This window comes from Thioalkalivibrio sp. ALJ7, assembly GCF_000376865.1.
GTDB lineage: Bacteria > Pseudomonadota > Gammaproteobacteria > Ectothiorhodospirales > Ectothiorhodospiraceae > Thioalkalivibrio.
The window spans coordinates 100,927-120,473 of the sequence record NZ_AQXQ01000007.1 but is presented as its reverse complement, the minus strand read 5'-3'; the positions used below and the strand labels follow the sequence as shown (position 1 = coordinate 120,473).

At 65.7% G+C, this 19,547-nt stretch carries 17 protein-coding genes; 8 read left to right on the top strand and 9 right to left on the bottom strand.

The genetic code is table 11. The features are described 5' to 3' along the window. Positions 1-125 precede the first annotated feature (125 nt). Positions 126-1,058: a carbohydrate kinase family protein gene (locus D002_RS0102640; RefSeq protein WP_018140358.1), complete on the bottom strand. Its 933-nt coding sequence runs from the start codon at positions 1,056-1,058 to the stop codon at positions 126-128. Positions 1,059-1,687: 629 nt separating this feature from the next. Here D002_RS0102640 and D002_RS13765 point away from each other — a divergent pair. From D002_RS13765 to D002_RS0102625, 3 genes are read left to right on the top strand one after another with little or no spacing between them, the layout of a single operon-like run. Then, positions 1,688-1,846: a hypothetical protein gene (locus D002_RS13765; RefSeq protein WP_018140357.1), complete on the top strand. Its 159-nt coding sequence runs from the start codon at positions 1,688-1,690 to the stop codon at positions 1,844-1,846. Further along, positions 1,843-2,577 carry an ABC transporter ATP-binding protein gene (locus D002_RS0102630; protein ID WP_026181466.1) on the top strand — a complete coding sequence of 245 codons (735 nt, stop codon included), beginning with the start codon at positions 1,843-1,845 and terminating at the stop codon, positions 2,575-2,577. The genes D002_RS13765 and D002_RS0102630 overlap by 4 nt, the downstream gene beginning before the upstream one ends. Positions 2,578-2,592: 15 nt before the next feature. Further along, positions 2,593-4,953 carry an ABC transporter permease gene (locus tag D002_RS0102625; RefSeq protein WP_018140355.1) on the top strand — a complete coding sequence of 787 codons (2,361 nt, stop codon included), beginning with the start codon at positions 2,593-2,595 and terminating at the stop codon, positions 4,951-4,953. Between the two features lie 142 nt (positions 4,954-5,095). Here the strand turns inward: D002_RS0102625 and D002_RS0102620 are convergent, their stop codons facing one another. The 8 genes from D002_RS0102620 to D002_RS0102585 are packed head-to-tail and all read right to left on the bottom strand — an operon-like array spanning position 5,096 to position 13,558. Further along, positions 5,096-5,929 carry a symmetrical bis(5'-nucleosyl)-tetraphosphatase gene (locus D002_RS0102620; protein ID WP_018140354.1) on the bottom strand — a complete coding sequence of 278 codons (834 nt, stop codon included), beginning with the start codon at positions 5,927-5,929 and terminating at the stop codon, positions 5,096-5,098. Positions 5,930-5,943: 14 nt separating this feature from the next. Beyond that, the gene (apaG, locus tag D002_RS0102615) at positions 5,944-6,342 is read right to left on the bottom strand and encodes a Co2+/Mg2+ efflux protein ApaG (RefSeq protein ID WP_018140353.1); all 399 of its coding nucleotides are present in this window, start codon (positions 6,340-6,342) and stop codon (positions 5,944-5,946) included. 58 nt (positions 6,343-6,400) lie between these two features. Next, entirely contained in the window at positions 6,401-7,378 is a 978-nt protein-coding gene (locus tag D002_RS0102610) for an ROK family protein (RefSeq protein WP_018140352.1), read from the bottom strand. A gap of 34 nt (positions 7,379-7,412) precedes the next feature. Further along, positions 7,413-8,216 carry a 16S rRNA (adenine(1518)-N(6)/adenine(1519)-N(6))-dimethyltransferase RsmA gene (rsmA, locus tag D002_RS0102605; RefSeq protein WP_018140351.1) on the bottom strand — a complete coding sequence of 268 codons (804 nt, stop codon included), beginning with the start codon at positions 8,214-8,216 and terminating at the stop codon, positions 7,413-7,415. Further along, positions 8,213-9,271 carry a 4-hydroxythreonine-4-phosphate dehydrogenase PdxA gene (pdxA, locus tag D002_RS0102600; protein WP_018140350.1) on the bottom strand — a complete coding sequence of 353 codons (1,059 nt, stop codon included), beginning with the start codon at positions 9,269-9,271 and terminating at the stop codon, positions 8,213-8,215. Before pdxA ends, rsmA begins: the two co-directional genes overlap by 4 nt. Then, positions 9,237-10,673 (bottom strand): peptidylprolyl isomerase, encoded by a 1,437-nt coding sequence (locus tag D002_RS0102595; protein WP_018140349.1) that lies wholly within the window; start codon positions 10,671-10,673, stop codon positions 9,237-9,239. Before D002_RS0102595 ends, pdxA begins: the two co-directional genes overlap by 35 nt. Continuing rightward, positions 10,657-12,909, bottom strand: a complete 2,253-nt coding sequence (locus D002_RS0102590) for an LPS-assembly protein LptD (RefSeq protein WP_026181465.1) — start codon at positions 12,907-12,909, stop codon at positions 10,657-10,659. The genes D002_RS0102595 and D002_RS0102590 overlap by 17 nt, the downstream gene beginning before the upstream one ends. Positions 12,910-12,916: 7 nt before the next feature. After that, on the bottom strand, positions 12,917-13,558 hold the full coding sequence (locus tag D002_RS0102585) for an adenylate kinase (RefSeq protein ID WP_018140347.1): 642 nt from the start codon (positions 13,556-13,558) through the stop codon (positions 12,917-12,919). Positions 13,559-13,843: 285 nt separating this feature from the next. Here D002_RS0102585 and ppa point away from each other — a divergent pair, with 285 nt between their 5' ends. The 5 genes from ppa to D002_RS0102560 all read left to right on the top strand — a co-directional run bounded on the left by ppa (position 13,844) and on the right by D002_RS0102560 (position 19,475). Then, a complete protein-coding gene (gene ppa / locus D002_RS0102580; protein ID WP_018140346.1) occupies positions 13,844-14,380 on the top strand; it encodes an inorganic diphosphatase in 537 nt (178 codons plus the stop codon). Positions 14,381-14,496: 116 nt separating this feature from the next. Then, a complete protein-coding gene (mrdA, locus tag D002_RS0102575; protein ID WP_018140345.1) occupies positions 14,497-16,374 on the top strand; it encodes a penicillin-binding protein 2 in 1,878 nt (625 codons plus the stop codon). Continuing rightward, positions 16,371-17,489, top strand: coding sequence for a rod shape-determining protein RodA (rodA, locus tag D002_RS0102570; protein ID WP_018140344.1), 1,119 nt, complete (start codon positions 16,371-16,373; stop codon positions 17,487-17,489). Before mrdA ends, rodA begins: the two co-directional genes overlap by 4 nt. Continuing rightward, positions 17,486-18,517, top strand: a complete 1,032-nt coding sequence (mltB, locus tag D002_RS0102565; protein ID WP_018140343.1) for a lytic murein transglycosylase B — start codon at positions 17,486-17,488, stop codon at positions 18,515-18,517. Before rodA ends, mltB begins: the two co-directional genes overlap by 4 nt. Next, positions 18,474-19,475 carry a septal ring lytic transglycosylase RlpA family protein gene (locus D002_RS0102560; protein ID WP_018140342.1) on the top strand — a complete coding sequence of 334 codons (1,002 nt, stop codon included), beginning with the start codon at positions 18,474-18,476 and terminating at the stop codon, positions 19,473-19,475. Before mltB ends, D002_RS0102560 begins: the two co-directional genes overlap by 44 nt. The last annotated feature ends 72 nt before the right edge of the window (positions 19,476-19,547 follow it).

Sequence of the window (19,547 nt, the reverse complement as noted above, 5' to 3'; positions counted from 1 at the left end):
TGGGCAGGAGCATTCGCCTGCAAGCAGGCTCTTGCAGGATTGCAACAAAAAAGGCCCGGACCGAGGGGGGCCCGGGCCGGGCCTTTTGCGTTCCCGGGCGGGTGCCCGGGGCGGCGTGAGGTCGCTTAGTAGCGGTAGCCGAAGGCCTTTTCGAACTGGTCGGCGAACGCTTCCGGCGTGAAGTGGTGGTTCTGAGTGCCGGAATGGGCGATCTTGATCGAGCCGATCAGCGAGGCGATGCGACCGGTGGTCTCCCAGTCATAGCCCTTTTCCAGGCCGAACAGGATGCCGGCGCGGTAGGAGTCGCCACAGCCGGTCGGGTCCTTGATCGCTGCCGGCTCGACTGACGGAATGGTGATCTTCTTGCCGCCGGTGTAGATGTCGGAGCCTTCGCCGCCGCGGGTGACGATCATGGCGTCGACCATCTCGGCCAACTGTTCCAGGCTCAGGCCGGTGCGATCGGCGGTGAGCTGCGCCTCGTAGTCGTTGAACGCGGCGTAGGTAGCGTTCTCCATGAAGCGCTTGAGATCGTCGCCGTCGAACATCGGCAGACCCTGGCCCGGGTCGAACATGAACGGGATGCCGGCGTCGGCAAACTGCTGGGCGTGCTCGATCATGCCGTCACGGCCGTCCGGGGACACGATGCCGACCTTGATGCCGCTGGCGTCGGTGACCTTCTGCTGGTGCGAGAAGCCCATCGCGCCCGGGTGGAATGCGGTGATCTGGTTGTCGTCCTGGTCAGTGGTGATGAAGGCCTGACCGGTGTAGGTGTCCTTCAGCTCCTTGACGAACGTGCGCGAGATGCCGTGCTTGTCCATCCAGTCCCCATAAGGCGCGAAATCGCCGCCCACGGTGGCCATGATGGTCGGGTCCGCGCCCAGCAGCTTCATGTTGTAGGCGATGTTGCCGGCGCAGCCGCCGAACTCACGGCGCATATCCGGGACCAGGAAGGACACATTCAGCATGTGCACCTTGTCCGGGAGGATGTGGTTCTTGAAGCGGTCGGGGAACACCATGATGGTGTCGTAGGCGATGGACCCACAGATGAGTGCGGACATGTTGACTCCTTGCGTTGATGAAACGGGTTGGCATGGCACCGCTTGTGGTGCCAAAGCGGCTCTGCGGCGCGCGATTTCGGGATGCTCGGCGCGTCTGCGGCAGGCCGGACGGTGCGCATAGGGTAAATATTTGGGCGCAAAACAACAAATCGGGGGTTCGCGCGACGTCGTTCGTACCCCCCGTCATCGCGAGTCGCGAAGCGATGTGGCGATCTCCATCCGAAGCCGCTTGTTCCTGCGTGCAGACAGCCTTGGCCGATTGCCACGTCGCCTTCGGCTCATCGCAATGACGTTGCTTGCTGTCCTGCCATTGCGAGGCCCCTTCAGGGGCCGTGGCACAAAAGCGCGCAGAGGGTTGAACGGCCGCAGGCCGGCCCGCAGGGAGAGCGAAGCGAGTCATTTCCCGACGCTGTCCCCGAAGGTGAATCGTGGATGCCCTGCCAGCTTTCGGAGGCTGCTTCGTCGCTGCGCTCCTCGCAATGACGGGGGCAAAAGCAACGTCATCGCGAGGAGCCGAAGGCGACGTGGCGATCTCCGGGCGCGACCCCGACGTTGGCCCGGCCGGGGCGAGGCCGTGCCGGAGGCTTTGTGGCAGCATGGAGGTATTGCCGCGAGCGAGGGCCCGTCCGATGAAACCGCGCATCTTGATACCGATCCTGATCATCCTGCTGTTGCTGCTGAGCCTGTGGTCCATGAGCCTGGACGGTGAGGGCGGCATCCTGCCAAGCGCGCCCGAGCCGGGGGGCGCGACGCCGCCGACCACGCACCTGGTAGCCGCCCCCGTATGAGCGCGTCCCCGGCTCCTGTGCCCACGCGGGAGGTGATCTTCCGCGCGGCGGGGGTAACCAAGGTCTACCGCATGGGCGAGGTGACCATCCACGCCCTGCGCGGGGTGGACCTGGAGCTCTACACCGGCGAGCTGGTGGTGATGCTGGGGGCCTCGGGCTCCGGCAAGTCGACGCTGTTGAACATCATGGGCGGGCTGGACACCGCGACCGAGGGTGAGGTGCGTTATCGCGACCAGGACATGGCGCAGGCCTCCGAGCGCACGCTGACGGCCTTTCGCCGTGACCATGTCGGCTTCGTGTTCCAGTTCTACAACCTGATCGCGAGCCTGACCGCGCGCGAGAACGTGGCGATCGTCACCGAGATCTCGCGCGACCCGATGCCACCGGAGGAGGCGCTGGCGCTGGTCGGGCTGGCGGACCGCATGGACCACTTCCCCTCGCAGCTCTCCGGCGGCGAGCAGCAGCGCGTGGCGATTGCCCGCGCCATCGCCAAGCAGCCGGCGGTGCTGTTGTGCGACGAGCCGACCGGTGCGCTGGATTCGAAGACCGGCATCCGCGTGCTGGAGGTCCTGCAGCACATCAACGAGCGCCTGGACACGACGGTGGCGATCATTACCCACAACGCGGTGATCGGCGAGATGGCGGATCGGGTCATTCAACTGAGCGACGGGCGTGTGAGCGAGATCCACGAGAACGCCACGCGCCAGTCGCCGGCCGAGCTGCACTGGTAGCGACAGCGGCCGACCATGCGCGCGCTGAACCGCAAGATCCTGCGTGATCTCGGCCACCTGAAGGGGCAGGCGGCCGCGATCGCGCTGGTGATCGCCAGCGGCGTGATGACGCTGGTGATCGCGGTCACCAGCCTCGACGCCCTGACGATCACCAAGGACCGCTTCTACTCGGAATACCAGTTCGCCGACGTGTTCGCGGAGATCAAGCGCGCGCCGGAGAGCGCGGTGGAACGCTTTCGCGATACGCCGGGGATCAACCAGATCGAGACCCGGGTGCAGGCGCCGGTGCGCCTGGAGGTCGCCGATTTTGACGACCCGATCCGCGGCACCGTGCTCTCGATACCGGACGGCGGCGAGCCACTGCTGAACCGGCTCTACCTGCGCGAGGGGCGGCTGCCGGAGGCCGGGCGCGAGCGCGAGGCGGTCGTCAGCGAGGCCTTCGCGGAGGCCCACGAGCTGCGGGCCGGCGACTCCCTGCGCGCGATCATCGACGGGCGCCTGACCGATCTGCAGATCAGTGGCATCGCGCTGTCGCCGGAGTTTGTCTATCAGATCAGCCCCACCGATCTGCTGCCGGACTACGAGCGCTACGGCATCCTGTGGATGAACCGCCGCGCGCTGGCCGCCGCCTACGGGATGGAGGGGGCATTCAACTCGGTGGCCGTGAGCCTGGAGGCGGGTGCGGACCCGGCACCCGTGATCGAGGCGATGGACCGGGAACTGGCGCGCTACGGCGGCGTGGGGGCCTATGGTCGCGACGACCAGTTCTCGCATCGCTTTCTGTCCGAGGAGCTGACCCAGTTGCGGGCGCAGGCAGCGATCCTGCCGACCATCTTCCTGGCCGTTGCGGCCTTCCTGCTGAACGTCGTCGTCGGCCGCATCATCCGCTCCCAGCGCGAGCCGATCGCCGTGCTCAAGGCCTTCGGCTACGGCAACGGCGCGATCGCCGGGCACTATGCCCTGCTGACCGGCGGCATCGTGCTGGTGGGCTGCGCGCTGGGGCTCGCATTCGGGGCCTGGGCCGCGCAGGGCCTGGCCGGGATCTACGCGGAGTACTTCCGCTTCCCCGAGATGAGCTTTCGTCTGCAGGGCTGGGTGATGGTGCTGGCCGTGGGCGTGGCCATGGGCGCGGCCATGCTCGGCACCTTCCGCGCGGTCTGGCAGGCGGTGCGCATGCAGCCGGCCGAGGCCATGCGTCCGCCGGCCCCGGAGCGCTTTCACCGCGGCTGGCTGGAGCGCTCGGCGGCCTGGGGCGCGTTTGACCAGCCGACCCGGATCATCCTGCGCAACCTCGCGCGCCACCGGCTCAAGTCCGTGCTGTCGGTGATCGGCATCGGCCTGTCCGGCGGTCTGCTGCTGATGGGCGCCTACCAACTGAACGCGGTGACCCAGATGTTGGACACCCAGTACGGGCAGGTGCTGCAGATGGACATCGACCTGCAGTTCACCGACCCGGTGCCGGCGCGCGCGGCCGGCGAGCTGCGCCACGAACCAGGCGTGCTGGCGGTGGAGACCTTCCGCGCGGTACCGGTGCGGCTGATCGGCGTGAACCGCGAGGAGCGTGTGCGCCTGCTGGGCCTGGATGCCGAGCCGCGCCTGCGGCAACTGCCGATGGGCGGCGGGCGCGGCCGACTGCCCGACGAGGGCATCCTGCTGACCGACTACCTGGCCGAACAGCTCGGGCTGCGCGTGGGCGACCCGGTGGAGGTGGAGATCCTGGAAGGGCGCCGCCGCACGGTCACGGTGCCGCTGGCCGGTGTGGTGGAGGAGCCGATCGGTGTCGGCGCCTATATGTATCGCCCGGCGCTGAACCGCCTGATCGGCGAGGGTCCGGCGGTCTCCGGCGCCTGGCTGCTGACCGACCGCGCACAGGAGGATGCGCTGTTCCGCAGCCTGTCCGACCGCCCGCGGGTCGCCAGCGTCGGACTGATCGCCGAGGCCGAGCGCAACATCCGCCAATACATCGGCGAGACCGTCATCGTGTTCGCGATGGTGTTCGTCGCGCTGGCCGTGTCCATCGCCTTTGCCGTGACCTACAACAACGCACGCATCACCTATGCCGAGCGCGCCCGCGACCTGGCCACGCTGGAGGTGCTGGGCTACTCGCGCGGCCAGGTCAGCTGGATCCTGCTCGGCGAGATCGCGGTGCTGACCCTGGCCGCGATCCCGGTCGCCTGGCTGACCGGCACGGGCTTCGCCTGGCTGCTGAACCAGGCCTTTGCGATGGACCTGTTCCGCGTGCCGCTGGTGATCACGCCGCAGGCCTACGGCTTCGCCGCCCTCGGTATCCTGGTCGCGGCCAGTCTGACCGCCTTCCTCGCCTGGCGGCGCCTGCAGCAGCTCGACCGCGTACAGGCGCTGAAAGCCGCCGAGTGAGCGGTGGGCCTCGCTTCGACGTTTCCGATCGCTTCGTCCAGCCAATTTTGGCAGGCGGCTGGACGAAGCGATCGCAATCGTCAGGTGACGAAGGTGGTGGTGCGGCGCGGGCAGGCGTGGGGATGGCGGTGCCGGTGCCGGGTTAGCGAGGACAGGGAGCCTGCCATGTCGTCACGTGCGCGGGATTGCCTTCGGCCTCGTCGAGGCGCGCAAGTGTCATGCAATTGCCCCAGACGCAGCCACTGTCGAGTGCCAACCAGTCCGGCCCGACCCGGTGCCCAAGCGCGGCCCAGTGACCGAACACGATTGCCTGGCCGGCCGCCGCGCGGTCGGGCATGCGGAACCAGGGGGTCAGGTCCGGCGAGGCCTCTTCGGGTGGACCGTTTCCAGTGAACTCCAGGGCTCCATTGGCGGTGAGATAGCGCATGCGCGTTAGGGCGTTGACGGTGTAGCGCAGGCGGTCGTAGCCGGCGAGATCGGGATGCCATTGCGCTGGCTCGTTGCCAAACATTACTTCCAGGAAGGCGTGACGGCGCTTTGGCTCGCTCAGCTCGGTCTCGACCTGTCGTGCCTCGGCTTGCGCTGCCTCCAGGTCCCATGCTGGCGGGATGCCGGCATGCACCATCGTCCATCCGGTGGCCGGGTCGGAATGCAGCAGAGGGCGCTGCGCCAGCCAGTCCAGCAGGTCGCCAGCGTCCGGGGCATCCAGTACCGGGCGCAGGGTGTCCTTGCCGCCGGACTCGCGGACGCCCGCGGCGGTCGCCAGTAGGTGCAGGTCATGGTTACCCAGTACCGCGGTCGCGGCAGCGCCTAGCGCGCGGACCCGGCGCAGGCAGCCGAGTGAATCCGGCCCACGGTTGACTAGGTCGCCCACTAGCCACAGATGATCGTTGGCAGGATCGAAGTGGACCTGTTCCAGTAGGCGGTCCAGAGGATCCAGGCAACCTTGGAGGTCGCCGACGGCGTAGAGCGCCATCTTTGCTTGTCCCTCTAGTGAAGGGTGCGCGGGACGGAGAGGGTGAACGGCGGGATGGGTGCGTCGAAGCTGTTGCCGCGTTCGTCGCGCATGCCGTAGGAGCCCTCCATCGTTCCGACCGGGGTCTCGATCACGGTGCCACTGGTGTATTCGAAGCTGTCCCCGGGTTCGATGCTGGGCTGTTCACCGACCACCCCCTCGCCACGGACCTCCTGGGTCTGGTCGCGACCGTCACGGATAATCCAGTGACGATTGATCAGCTGCACGGTCAGGGCGCCCGCGTTACGGATCACCACGTGGTAGGCGAAGACGTAGCGGTCGTCATCGGGTTCGGATTGGTCTTCCACGTAGGCCGTCGAGACCTCGATCTCGATGGTGTGGGCCTCGGGGTCGTGCTCTTGGGGCTGGTTCATGCGGTTGCGGCTCCAGGTTCGTGAGCGGGAAACGCCTGCGCACGGGGCCAATCCGGCATCAGGGTTTCACGGACCGACTGGCGCAAACAGCAGCGCCAAGCAGGCCCGGTTCAGGGTGCATGATAAGGGCCACGGGCAATTGCTCAAGCAGGTGGGTCATTGGTGGGCGATTACGAAACGCGCTGCGAAAGCGTGGTTCGCGGAAGGTTTCGACCCAGCGCGGGGCGATGCCACCGGCCAGAAATACGCCGCCGGTGGGGAGTGCGGTCAGGGCCATGTCGGCCAGTTGACCGGCGTACACACTCACGAAGCGATCGATCACGGCCTTGGCTGCCGGATGCTCGGCGTGGGCCAGCTGAGCAATAGCGGCGGCTGGGTCCGCTGTGGCCAAGGCTTGTTGCAGGTCTGGATCCGGTTGACGTTCGAGTTCGAAATGGCCAATACGAGCGATTCCCCGACCACTGAGAAGATGTTCCCGTGTGCAGTATCCGGTCTCGCGGCTGACGAAGTCCGCCAGTGCGGACTCTTCTGTGCCGCAGGGCGAAAATCGGGCGTGCCCGCCCTCGCCGGGATAGATGGTGGCCGCGCCGGCTGGGCCCACCAGACAGGTCCCGAGTCCGGTGCCAGCACCCGCGACCAGGCGCAAGCCGGCGGGATCCTGAGGGGCCTTCTGCAGTATCTCGTAGTCCTCGGGTTGCAGGGCGTCCAGGCTGGAGCCAATGGCTGCGAAGTCGTTCAGTAGCGTGACCGGTACGCCGAGTCGTTCGCTCAGGTGGGTCGTCTCCAGTGGTGGCCAGGCCAGGTTGGTGACGCGTGTCCGACCCTGTCGCACGGGGCCGGCGACGGCGAGGCCCGCCCCGGAAAAGCGATCCACGGAGGATTGTTCACTGCGCCAGCGTTCGAGGATGCTGGCCAGGTCGGGGTATTCCCGGCTCGGGTAGCGTTGCGCGTCGTGCAAAGCCCAGCCGCCCGCATCGTGGCGGGCGCGGGCGACGCGAGTGTTGGTCCCGCCAACATCGGCAACGATCAGATCCATAAAGTCATGGTAACGGATCGCGGCGCCGGGCGGCTCAGGCCTCTGTGTGGTCGATGCGTCGGGCGAGGGCCTCGAAGCCCGTGATGTCGATGTTCTCGGGGCGTTCACCTGGGTCCAGTCCGGCTGCCTCGAGGTCGGCGATCTCCGCCAGTCCCGAGAGCCCGCGCCGCAAGGTCTTGCGGCGGTTGGAGAACGCTTGATTCACCACGCGTGCGAAGGTGGGGTAGAGGGCTTCAGAGACACGTGGTTCGGCCAGAGGCGTAATGCGCACGACGCTGGAATAGACCTTTGGTGGGGGGTGGAAGGCCCCAGGGGGCACCGTGAACAGTGCCTGGGCCTTGGCACGGGCCGCCAGCATGACGGTCAGGCGCCCATAGCGCTTGCTGCCAGGGGTTGCGGTCATGCGTTCCACGACTTCGCGTTGCAGCAGGAAATGCATGTCGTGGATAGCGCCAACCTGCCCCAGCAGATGGAACATCAATGGGGTGGAGATGTTGTAAGGCAGGTTGCCGACTACGCGCCAGCCGCGTTCGGGTAGTGCACCGAGGTCCGCCAGCTGCATATCCAGGGCGTCGCCCACGTGCAACTCCAGCTGTTCGGGTGAAAACCCGGCGCGCAGCCCCGCGGCCAGGTCGCGGTCGATCTCCACGGCAACCAAACGTTCCAGGCGTTGCAGTAGAGCGGCCGTCAATGCGCCGCGGCCTGGCCCGATCTCCAACACCGCGTCCCCCGGTTGCGGGTCGATGGCGGACACGATGCGTTCGAGGATGCTCGAGTCGTGGAGAAAGTTCTGGCCGAAACGCTTGCGGATTGGCGACGCGGTCTTGATTTGGGTCATGCCCTGAGGGAGCTCCGACAAGCGGCGGCGCGCGCCGCGAGGGTTTCGGCCAGGCGTTCGGCGGCCAGGAAACTGCCGACCTCGGCACGTCCGGTGCCGGCCAGGTCCAGGGCCGTTCCATGGTCGACCGAGGTGCGGATGAAGGGCAGGCCCAGGGTTACATTGATTGCGCTACCGAAGCCGGCATGTTTGAGCACCGGCAGGCCTTGGTCGTGATACATGGCGAGCACGGCATCGACCCCTTCCAGGGCGCGCGGAGTGAACGCGGTATCGGCCGGCAGCGGGCCGCGCAGGCGCATGCCGGCATCCCGTAGGCGGTCGAGCGTGGGGGTGATGATCTCGATTTCCTCGCGTCCGAGAACGCCGTCTTCACCGGCATGTGGATTCAGCCCACAGACCGAGATGACGGGGTCCTCGATCCCGAAGTCACGCCGAAGGTCGTGGTGCAGGACGCGGGTCACGGTCTCAAGACGTTCGACCGTGATGGCATCGGGAACAGCGCGCAACGAGAGGTGGGTGGTCACCAGCGCGACCCGCAGGTGCTCGGTCGCCAGCATCATGACCGGCATGGGGGCGTCCGCCCGCTCGGCGAGCCATTCGGTATGGCCGCTGAAGGCGAAGCCGGCGCGATTGATCACCCCCTTGTGCACGGGCCCGGTGACCATCGCCTCGAAGGTGCCATCGAGGCAGCCATCAGCGGCGGTGGCGAGTAGGGCCAGCACATGTTCGGCGTTGGCCGGCTCCAGGCTGCCGGGGACGACGGGTGCGGCGGCCGGGATTGGCAGAATCTCCAGGGTGTGGGCCGGGGTGGCCTGACGCGGGCGATTGGGGTCGAAGTAGACCAGATGCAGGGGTTCGCCGAGCTGCCGGGAGCGGGCCGCGAGGACGCTTGGGTCCGCGATCGCAACACGCTGGGCCTGCCCCGGTTTCCGGGCCATGGCAATCAGCAGATCGGGGCCGATCCCGGCCGGATCGCCCGCGGTCAGGGCCAGGCGAGGGACCGGGTGAGCCCTGCGTCGATCAGGATTCGAAGCCGTCGACCCGGTATTCGACATAGGCCTCGTCCCGCAGGCGGCGCAGCCACAGCTCGAGCTCTTCGTCGCGCTTGCGATTTTGCAGGATTTCTCGGGCACGGGCCCGGATCTGTTCTCTCGAGGTATCGACCTCGCGGCGTTCCAGGACCTCGATGATGTGCCAGCCGAACTGGCTCTCCACCGGTTCGCTGACCACGCCAGGTTCCAATGCGTCCATAGCCTCTTCGAAGCCGGGTACCAGCTCGCCCGGGCTGACCCAGCCGAGGGCGCCGCCTTGAGCGGCCGAACCGGGGTCATCCGAGTTGGCGCGCGCCAGGTCTTCGAAGCTCGCCCCTTCGCGGATACGGTTGTACAGCGACTGCGCCTGGCGTTGGGCGTCCTGTTCGCTGCGGACCTGGTCCGGGCTGATCAGGATGTGGCGTACGCGCGTCTGTTGTACGCGGGTCTGGTCGCCGCCTTCGCGGTCCAGCAGCTTCATGATGTGGAAGCCGCTGGGTGAACGTAGAACGTCGCTGACTTCGCCGGTGCGCATCAGTACCGCCTCGCGGGCGAACACGGTCGGAATTTCGCCCGCCGAACGCCAGCCCAGGTCGCCACCTTCCAGGGCTTGTGGCCCTTCCGACTCGCTAATCGCCACGGTGGCGAAATCTTCACCTTCACGCACCCGCTCGCGGATCGCGGTGGCCTTTTCGCGGGCCTCGGCGATCTGGCGAGCATCGGCCCCCTGGGGCAGTGCGACCATGATCTGTGCAATGCGGTAGCGCACGCCGCGGTCAATGGCGCCGCTTTCCGAGGCAATCAGGTCGGCGATCTCCTGGTCGGAGACGCGAATGCGCTGGTCGACCTGCCGCCGCTGAAGTTGGTTGACGGTCAACTCGTGGCGGATCTGTTCGCGGAAGGCGTTGAAGTCGACGCCATCCTGCATCAGGGCCTGGCGCAGTTGCGGGAGGTTCATGCGATTCTCGCGGGCGATGTTTTCCATCGCCCGGTTCAGGGTCATCTCATCGATGTTGATGCCGACCCGGTCGGCCTCCTGCAGTTGCACGCGCTCGACAATGAGACGTTCCATGACCTGGCGCGCCAGCGTGTCCTGGTCCGGCGGACGGTTGCCGCGTTCGATCATCTGCTGGGCGACCAGATTCATGCGCTCCACCAACTCGCGCTGGGTGATCACGTCGTCGCCGACCACGGCCAGGATGCGGTCGGTGAAGCGATCGCCCTCGGGCGTGATCGGGGCGGCCGGCGCGCCGCCCTCGGTGGCGGCCCCCGGCGTCACCGGGGCCTCCACCGCGCCCTGCGAGAGCTCGCCGGCGGCTGGACCGGGGGTCTGGGCCAGGGCCGGGAGCCCGAACCCGTAGACCAGGGCGGCCAGAAGCGGCAGCAGGGCGCGGGCCCCGCGGCGGCAGTTAGTAGCGTGCGTCATATCCGGCAATACCCTCGCGTAATAGCGAATCCACGCCGGAATCGAACCGTGCCAGGCCGTCCAGCGTGAGTTGGAAATAGATCGAATTGTCGTAGGTCTCGTCGAAGGAATACGCGCGGCGCGCAACCACGCGGATACCATAGCAGCAACTACGATACTGAAGCCCGGCCAGAAGTTCGAGATCGCGTTCCTCTTGCAGGCTGTAGTTCCAGCGTCCGATGGCGTCGATGCGCTCGGTCACCGGCCACATCACCGAGACATCGGTCTGGTCGATGGAGCGTGCGCCCGCCTCGCGTTGGCGATAACCCACATTGATCCGCGCCCTGTCATGGGGGCTGTAGCCGACCGAAACGGCTGCCAGGGTCGTTTCGTCGCGGTCGACGTTGTAGAGGATCGAGCCGCGTCCGTCCCAGGCGTCGCCGATGCGGACTCGGCCTTCCAGTGCCAGGTCGGAGGTGGAGGCATCCAGGGCCGGGGCATCGGGGGCGCGACGCACTTCGCGGTCGGCGAGGTAATGGATCTGTCCGGCGGAGAGGCTCAGGCGTTCCCGGCCTGTCTGCTGGTCGAAGATGCGCGTGGTCAGGGCGGTGGTGACCTGGTGGGTATCACCCACGCGGTCGGCGCCGACAAAGCGGTCCAGACTGAACAGGTTGTCAAAGCTGAAGTCGGCCTCGCCGGTATCAAAGATCGGGATGTTGTCCTGATCCCGGTAGGGCACGTAGCCGTAGAAGATGCGCGGCTCCAGGGTTTGCAGGCGGCGGCCGTCGGCGATCGGACGTTCGAAGATCAACCCGGTGTCGATGGAGGCACGCGGCACTGTGCGACTGATCGATTCCGGGCCGGTATCCAGGCCGCGACGGTCGAGATCGTAATGTGTATGGCGCACGCCAGCGCTGGGCGAGAAGAAGAAGCCGCCGGAATCGTAACGCCAGGAAACCTCTGGATTGATATCCACGCGGGTGCCCACCGGGCGATCCGAGCGGGTCTCGTCGAGGTCAAAGCGTACGAGTTCGGTGTCCAGGTCCCAGGACAGGCCGTGACCGAGGTACTCGCCGGCTTCCAGTGTGACTTGCGGCAGGCGTTGATACGGCTCGCCACTGGCGCTCAGGTCAGGATCGATGATCTGGTAGTCCTCGATCCGGGTGCGCAGGCGATAGGCGGGTTGGTTCCAGGTCAGATCCGCGCGCCGACGCAGATACGGAGTGCTGCCGGAATAGCGGTCGGCGCCGCCGAAATCGCGGAAATAGTCGCCGTCGGATGCATCGGCCACATCGAGGCGAAAGTTGAGGTTCGAGGTGATGCGGGTGCGATGATCCCACTGGATGTAGTGCCGATCATCACCGAACTCGCGATCACTCGGTAGGTAGCGGACGTCTGCGATGCCTTCGTGTCGCGGTTGCAGGTAGCGAAACTCGGTGCCCAGCATGACCCCGCGATCGGACATGACGCGCGGGGTGAAGGTGGCGTCGTAGTTGGGCGCGATATTCCAGTACCAGGGCGTGCTGACATCCACTCCGGTCCGGCTGCTGGTGCCGGCGCTGGGCAGCAGGAACCCACTCTTGCGCCGGTCGTCCAGTGGGAAGTTGATGTAAGGGGTGTAGGCGATGGGCACACCCTTGAAGTGGATGGTGGCGTTGCGGGCTACGCCCACGCCACTCTCGCGATCCAGTTCCAGATTGCCCGTACGCAACCACCAGGCGTCGTTGCCGACTGGACAGGTAGTGTATTCGGCATCCTCGAAATCATGACGGTTCGAGGTGTGCTGAACTCCGCGCGCGGCGCTGCCGCGAGCGGGAACGGACTGCACCAGGAAGTCAATCTGGCGGAATTCGCCGGTTTCAGCGTCCAGGCGGTATTCCCCGCCCTGGGTGTGCAGCAGCAGGTCGCCATCGAACAGGCGAGTGTCGCCTTCAGTGCGGGCCGTGCCAGAGGCTCGATCGTATTCGAGGAAGTCGGCGTCCAGACGCCGCCCGGTCTCAAATAGCTGGACATTGCCCGAGGCCGATAGGCGCTCGCCATCACGGCGAACATAGTCGGCGTCGATCTCGGTGAGTTCACTTTCGAGGGTGCGCAGTTCCGGCCACTCCACCCCGGGGGCGAATTCGCAGCCCGCGGGCCGCTCGATGGCGGGGGCGGCCAATGGCATCAGGCTAGCCGCCACTACGCCCAGGCTCGCAGCGATCTTCCGTCTGCGAGGGCGATGGAGTGGCGCGGAGCGGGCAGGCCGGTGGCTCATTCCGCGTTCAGGACAGCAGTTGGCGGATCTCGTCGAAGATCAGCTCGATGTCGCGTGTGCCGTTGACATGGTTGAGCAAGCCGTGACGATCGTAGTATTCGATCAGGGGCTGGGTCTGTTCTTCGTACACCTTGAGGCGGTTGACGACGGTCTCTTCATTGTCATCCGCGCGATGGATCAGGGCGCCGCCACAGAGATCGCACACACCTTCTTTCTGGGGCGGGAAGGTGTGTGTGTTGAACACGGCGCCGCAATCCCCGCAGGAGACGCGGCCGGTCAGGCGTTGCTTGAGCTCGTCGAACGGGACGTCGATCTGGATCGCGCGGTCCAGGGGCGATTCGATATCGGCGAGCATGGCGTCCAGCGCCTCGGCCTGCGCAACATTGCGCGGAAATCCGTCGAGGATGAAACCCTGTTGTGCGTCGGGTTCCTGCAGGCGTTCGCGGATCATCCCCAGGACCAGGTCGTCCGGGACCAGCTGGCCGGCATCCATCGCGCTTTTGACCTTGAGACCCAGTTTGGTCTCGGCGGCGATCGCGGCGCGGAGCAGATCCCCGGTGGAGATCTGGGGAATGCCGAAGGTGGCGACCATCTTCTTGGCCTGGGTGCCTTTGCCGGAACCCGGGGCGCCCATCAGGACGATACGCATGACTGACTCCTGCTGCCCGGTGTGCCGCCGACCCGCAGCACAAGCCGGGTATCGAGCGGCGCGGTGAATGGCCCTGGTGAACGGTTTGTCGCGCGCCAGGGAGACCGCGGATGGCTCCCTGTGCAAACCGTTTCCCGAGCGCGGTCTTATACCGCCTGGGGCCGATGCGCCGCAACCGCACGCATTTATCAGAGTTTCCTTAGGTTGCCTGATGATGGGTGCCATTGCGGGCGTGGTCCCCTGTATAATCGCCCGCTCTTCAAAGCAATCGGAAAGTACTCAAGCATGGACCTCAACCAGATCGAAGCCGGCAAGGATCTCCCCCACGACATCAACGTGGTGATCGAGATCCCCACCCAGGGCCAGCCCGTCAAATACGAGATGGACAAGGACAGCGGGGCTCTGGTGGTCGATCGCTTTATGGCGGTCGCGATGTTCTACCCGTGTAACTACGGATTCATCCCGAACACGGAGTCGGAAGACAACGACCCGGTGGACGTTTTGGTGATCACCCCGGTGCCGCTGCTGCCGGGTTCGGTCGTGCGTTCGCGCCCGATCGGTATGCTGAAAATGACCGACGAGGCCGGGGTGGATGCGAAGATCCTCGCGGTGCCGGTGAGTAAGCTGTGTTCGCAGTCCGAGCGATTCAAGGGCCCGGAAGACGTGCCGAAGGAATTGCTGGAGTCCATCAAGCACTTCTTCGAGCGCTACAAGGAGCTGGAGAAGGGCAAGTGGGTCAAAGTAGAAGGCTGGGTTGGCGCCGAGGAAGCCAAGGCGGAGATTGTTGCCAGCTACAAGCGTTATCAGAAGAGCAAGATCTGACGTCGCCCCCCGCTGTATTCAGCGGCCGACGCAAGCCGGGCCGGACCTGTGGGCCGGCTCGGCTTGCGTGTGGGCGGTCGTCAGCCGCGCTCATCGTGGTGGTCTGAACCACTGAGATGGCGGAACGCGACGCCTACGGTGAAGAACAGCAGGATCGTGAACGCTTTGTCGTGCGCATCCTGCTGGCTCTGGTGGTCCTGTTAGCGATCGTTCTGGCACTGGGCTGGCGGCTGTCAGGTCTGCAAGTGGGCGCCCATTCCCACTTCACCACGCTGTCGGAGAATAACCGCCTTCGAGTAGAGCCCATTGCCCCAACCCGCGGCGTGATCCGTGATCGCAATGGTGTGTTGCTCGCGGGGAATCGAGCCTCCTACCAGCTGGAAGTGACCGTCGAGCAGGTGCGCGATCTGGATTCGCTGCTTGCGCGCCTGCGGGGCTATGTGGAATTGAGCGAGGCGGATGTCGAGCGCTTCCGCCGCGGTGTTCGCCAGCGCCGGCCTTTCCAGCCGGTGTTATTGAAGGCGGGGCTGGATGACGAGACGGTAGCCCGCATTGCCGTCTCGCGGCATGAACTCCCGGGTGTCGAGATCGAGGCACGGCCACAGCGTTTCTATCCCCAGGGCTCCACGCTGTCCCATGCCGTGGGTTATGTCGGGCGTATCAATCAGCAGGATCTGCAGCGCATCGACCGGCGGGCCTACGCCGGTACAACGCATATTGGCAAGAGCGGGGTCGAGCGCTTCTACGAGGACCTGCTTCACGGCAGGCCGGGCTATCGCCAGGTGGAAGTGAATGCCCAGGGTCGGGTAATCCGCGAGCTGTCGGTGACGCCGCCGCAACCGGGTACGGACTTGACCCTGACCCTGGACGTCAACCTGCAACAGGCGGCGTATCGCGCGCTGGCCGGACAGGATGGCGCCATCGTGGCCCTGGACCCGAACAACGGGGAGGTCCTGGCGCTGGTGAGTGCCCCAGGCTTTGATCCGGGGGCCTTCGTTCATGGGATCTCGCAGGCGGACTTTGCGGCCGTGCGCGATGACCCGCGGCGGCCATTGTTCAATCGTGCCCTGACCGGCCAGTATCCGCCGGGCTCGACGATCAAGCCGCTCGTCGCCCTGGCAGCGCTGGATGAAGGGGTCACTACCGCCGAGCGCGAGATGTTCGCTCGTGGTTACTTCCAGCTCCCCGGTCACGAGCGGCGCTACCGCGACTGGCGCCGTGAGGGTCATGGCCGGGTGGATATGTCGCGCGCCATCGCGGTGTCGTCGGACGTCTATTTCTACGACTTGGCCCACACCATGGGGATCGACCGCATGGTGCCGATCCTCGGGGCCTTCGGGCTGGGCCAGCGCGTCGGGATCGACTCCACTGGCGAGCGGCCGGGTATCCTCCCCAGCCGGGACTGGAAGCGCGCGACCCATGACCAGGTGTGGTTTCCGGGCGAGACCCTGATCACCGCCATCGGTCAGGGCTACATGCTGTCGACGCCACTCCAGATGGCGGATTTCACTGCGGCACTTGCGACCCGCGGACAGCGCTACCAGCCGCATTTGTTGCGGGCCATGGACAACGGCAGCGGCGAACCGGAGTATCCGCTTCCGGTGGCTCGTGATCCGGTGACTGTGGACGAAAAGCATTGGGATTCGATACACGATTCTCTGATCGAGGCTGTCCACGCCCGCCACGGCACGGCCTGGGGCAGTGTGGGTAGCACCCGGCCGGCGTACACCATTGCCGGCAAGACCGGTACTTCCCAGGTGTTCAGCCTGGGCGAGGATGAAGAGTATGACGAGGACGAGCTGGCCCGGCGCCTTTGGGACCATGCCTTGTTCGTGGGGTATGCCCCGGCCGAGGATCCGCGTATCGCGGTGGCGGTGCTGGTGGAGCACGGTGGTTCGGGCGGGCGCGTGGCCGCGCCGGTAGCGCGTCAGGTGATGGATGCCTATTTGTTGGATGATGCCGGCATGACGATCAACGTCCCGGAGGATGAATGATCAGCGTGACCGGTCGCGAGATGTCCGTCAGCCAGTGGGCGCTGCGCAGTCTGCGCCTGGATAGTGTGCTGCTGGTCCTGCTGTCGATCCTGCTGTTGTTGGGGCTGGCGGTCTTGTTCAGCGCCTCCGGCGAGAGTGTCCTGGCCGTGGAGCGTCAGATTATGCGTATCGGTCTGGGGGTGGCGGCGATGCTGTTGGTGGCCCAGGTGTCGATGCATACCCTGCGCGCCATCTCGCCCTGGCTGTTCGCGGCCGGGATCCTCCTGCTCCTGGCGGTCATGTTTGTTGGGGATGTGGGCAAGGGGGCACAACGCTGGCTGGACCTCGGTTTTATGCGCTTCCAGCCTTCCGAGATCATGAAGCTGGCAGTGCCTATGATGGTCGCTTGGTACCTGTCGCAACGTCATGGTTGTCCGCGAATCCGGGATCTGCTGATCACCGTGACCCTGATTTTGGTGCCGGTGTACTTAATCATGCAGCAGCCGGATCTGGGTACCTCGATGCTGGTGGGGGCCGCCGGTTTCATGGTGATCTTCCTCGCGGGGCTGGGTTGGCGCTGGTTCCTGGGGTTGGGTGTGGTGGTGGCGGCCGCCATCCCGATTCTGTGGTCGCAGATGCTCGACTATCAGCGCCAGCGCGTGCTGACCCTGTTCAACCCGGAGTCCGATCCGTTGGGAGCGGGCTATCACATCATCCAGTCGAAGATCGCGATCGGGTCCGGCGGGCTCTATGGCAAGGGCTGGTTGAACGGGACCCAGTCGCAGCTGGATTTTCTTCCGGAGCGCTCCACCGACTTTATTTTTGCGGTGTATGCCGAGGAATTTGGCTTTATTGGTGTCGCGCTGCTGCTGCTGCTGTATTTTGCGATTGTGGCGCGGGGGCTCTGGATCGCCGCGCTGGCACAGGACCGCTACGCGCGGCTGCTGGGCGGGAGTATCAGCCTGACCTTTGCGGTCTACATGGTGGTCAATATCGGCATGGTGACCGGACTCTTGCCGGTCGTTGGCGTGCCGCTACCCCTGGTCAGTTACGGGGGGACTTCGCTGGTGACCCTGATGGTCGCCTTCGGTATTCTCATGAGCATAGCCTCCCAGAAACGCCTGGTGAATCGATGAACCCGAATCCGAGTGCCCTGTGGGCCTCCCTTGTACGACCCGCTCTGTTGCAGGCCGGCTTGGGCCTGTCCCTTGCTGTGATCTCCCTCCCACTGATGGCCGAGAGCGAGTTTCGCGCCGGTGACCCGCCCTACCTGGAGCGTGACGAGGTGCAGGCGTTCATCGACGAGCAGGTGGAGGCCGGCCGCGACCGCGAGGCGCTGGAGTCGATGTTTGCCGCGGCGGATCCCCAGCAGCGTATCCTTGACTTGATCTCCAGTCCCGCCGAGGCGCGGCCATGGAAGGATTACCGGCCGATCTTTATCACCGACGAGCGTATCGAGCGCGGCCGCGAGTTCATGGAAGAGCATGACCTCTGGCTGAAGCGGGCGGAGGATCGGTTTGGCGTCGAGAAAACCGTCATCGCTTCCATCATCGGGATCGAGACCTATTACGGTCGTAACACCGGGGGTTTCCGTGTGTTGGATGCCCTGGTGACGCTGGGTTTCGACTACCCGCCACGGTCGGACTTCTTTCGCCGTGAACTCGGCGAGTTTCTGACCCTGGTGGATGAGGAGGACCTGGATCCGCGCGAGACCCGTGGCTCCTACGCCGGGGCTATGGGGCGTGGCCAGTTCATCTCGTCCAGCTACCGCCACTATGCCGTGGATTTCGACGGGAGCGGTCGCCGCGACCTGTTGAACTCCTGGCCGGACGCGATCGGATCGGTGGCCAACTATTTCCGCGAGCATCACTGGAACCACGGTGAGCCGGTGGTGGCACGGGCCCGGGTTGAAGGCGATGCCCACGAGGACCTGATTAGCCGCAATTACCAGGCGCGCTTCGACCTGGATGAGCTGGCCGAGCACGGTATCTACCCCGATGAGGCAGTGGATGAGGATGGTCAGTATTCTTTTATCCGTCTCGAGGGCGATGACGGCTACGAGTACTATCTTGGGTATCCGAACTTCTACGTGATTACCCGCTACAACCGGAGCCCGCTGTATGCGATGGCCGTGCACCAACTGGCCGAGGCACTGGCCGAGTAGTCGAGCACCCGGGTTCGCGCCCGGGGCCATCCTGCTGGCGGCGGTGTTGCTGGCGTTGGTGGGCTGTTCCGGCACTCCGGAGCGTGACCCGCGCCCCCTGGGCGACGCCGCCTACGATAGCTACCCCGATCCGGACGATATCCCGCAGGACTTGGCGCTGATCCCGGAGCCCGAGCCGCGCGACGAGCCGCCGAGCCGTTATGGCAACCCGCCCGAGTACGAGGTGTTCGGGCAGCGCTACCGTACCTTGCGGACCAGCGATGGCTTCGAGGAAGAGGGTCTCGCGTCCTGGTATGGCACCAAGTTCCATGGCCGGCGTACTTCCAGCGGTGAGCCGTACGACATGTATGCGATGACCGCCGCGCACAAGTCACTGCCGCTGCCGAGTTACGTGGAGGTCACCAACCTGGAGAACAATAAACGCGTGGTCGTGCGGGTGAATGACCGGGGCCCGTTCGTGGACGAACGGATCATCGACCTTTCCTATGCCGCGGCCCACCGCATCGATATGACCGATGCCGGCGTGGCACGGGTACGCGTACGAGCGGTGGGGCCGGGTGATACGTCCTCGCAGCGCATCGCGGCGATCGAACCCTTACCGGAGTCGACCGCCGAAGAAGATGCCGTCGAAGACTCGGAGCCATCCAGGCAAGAGGCACGTGAACCCACCGAGCTGGCGGCGGCTGCGCCTGGGGCCAATGGCGCCACACCCGGCAATGGGCGCTTCGTCCAGGTCGGGGCCTTCGCGGAACGCCAGTCGGCCGAGCAGGTCCGCGATGATCTGAGGGCGTTGGGCTTCGAGGCGGTGCGTATCTCCTCGGTGGAGCGCGACAATGATTCGGCGCTTCATCGCGTGCGCATCGGTCCACTGGAGGACGCTGACGCGGTGCGAGCCATCACGGATCGTCTCCAGGGTGCCGCGCATGTGGATTACCGCGTGGTCCGGGACGCCCCATAACGCCGGCGTTGACGTTCTTGTCGTGCCCCGACGTGCCCTCGAACTCTGCTATCGTATTCACCCCTTCAGGAG

Excerpts from the sequence above, each read along its gene's own strand:
- D002_RS0102640 (WP_018140358.1), bottom strand. The coding sequence starts at position 1,058 with ATGTCCGCACTCATCTGTGGGTCCATCGCCTACGACACCATCATGGTG.
- D002_RS13765 (WP_018140357.1), top strand. The coding sequence starts at position 1,688 with ATGAAACCGCGCATCTTGATACCGATCCTGATCATCCTGCTGTTGCTG.
- D002_RS0102630 (WP_026181466.1), top strand. The coding sequence starts at position 1,843 with ATGAGCGCGTCCCCGGCTCCTGTGCCCACGCGGGAGGTGATCTTCCGC.
- D002_RS0102625 (WP_018140355.1), top strand. The coding sequence starts at position 2,593 with ATGCGCGCGCTGAACCGCAAGATCCTGCGTGATCTCGGCCACCTGAAG.
- D002_RS0102620 (WP_018140354.1), bottom strand. The coding sequence starts at position 5,929 with ATGGCGCTCTACGCCGTCGGCGACCTCCAAGGTTGCCTGGATCCTCTG.
- apaG (WP_018140353.1), bottom strand. The coding sequence starts at position 6,342 with ATGAACCAGCCCCAAGAGCACGACCCCGAGGCCCACACCATCGAGATC.
- D002_RS0102610 (WP_018140352.1), bottom strand. The coding sequence starts at position 7,378 with ATGGATCTGATCGTTGCCGATGTTGGCGGGACCAACACTCGCGTCGCC.
- rsmA (WP_018140351.1), bottom strand. The coding sequence starts at position 8,216 with ATGACCCAAATCAAGACCGCGTCGCCAATCCGCAAGCGTTTCGGCCAG.
- pdxA (WP_018140350.1), bottom strand. The coding sequence starts at position 9,271 with ATGTCGAATACCGGGTCGACGGCTTCGAATCCTGATCGACGCAGGGCT.
- D002_RS0102595 (WP_018140349.1), bottom strand. The coding sequence starts at position 10,673 with ATGACGCACGCTACTAACTGCCGCCGCGGGGCCCGCGCCCTGCTGCCG.
- D002_RS0102590 (WP_026181465.1), bottom strand. The coding sequence starts at position 12,909 with ATGAGCCACCGGCCTGCCCGCTCCGCGCCACTCCATCGCCCTCGCAGA.
- D002_RS0102585 (WP_018140347.1), bottom strand. The coding sequence starts at position 13,558 with ATGCGTATCGTCCTGATGGGCGCCCCGGGTTCCGGCAAAGGCACCCAG.
- ppa (WP_018140346.1), top strand. The coding sequence starts at position 13,844 with ATGGACCTCAACCAGATCGAAGCCGGCAAGGATCTCCCCCACGACATC.
- mrdA (WP_018140345.1), top strand. The coding sequence starts at position 14,497 with ATGGCGGAACGCGACGCCTACGGTGAAGAACAGCAGGATCGTGAACGC.
- rodA (WP_018140344.1), top strand. The coding sequence starts at position 16,371 with ATGATCAGCGTGACCGGTCGCGAGATGTCCGTCAGCCAGTGGGCGCTG.
- mltB (WP_018140343.1), top strand. The coding sequence starts at position 17,486 with ATGAACCCGAATCCGAGTGCCCTGTGGGCCTCCCTTGTACGACCCGCT.
- D002_RS0102560 (WP_018140342.1), top strand. The coding sequence starts at position 18,474 with ATGCGATGGCCGTGCACCAACTGGCCGAGGCACTGGCCGAGTAGTCGA.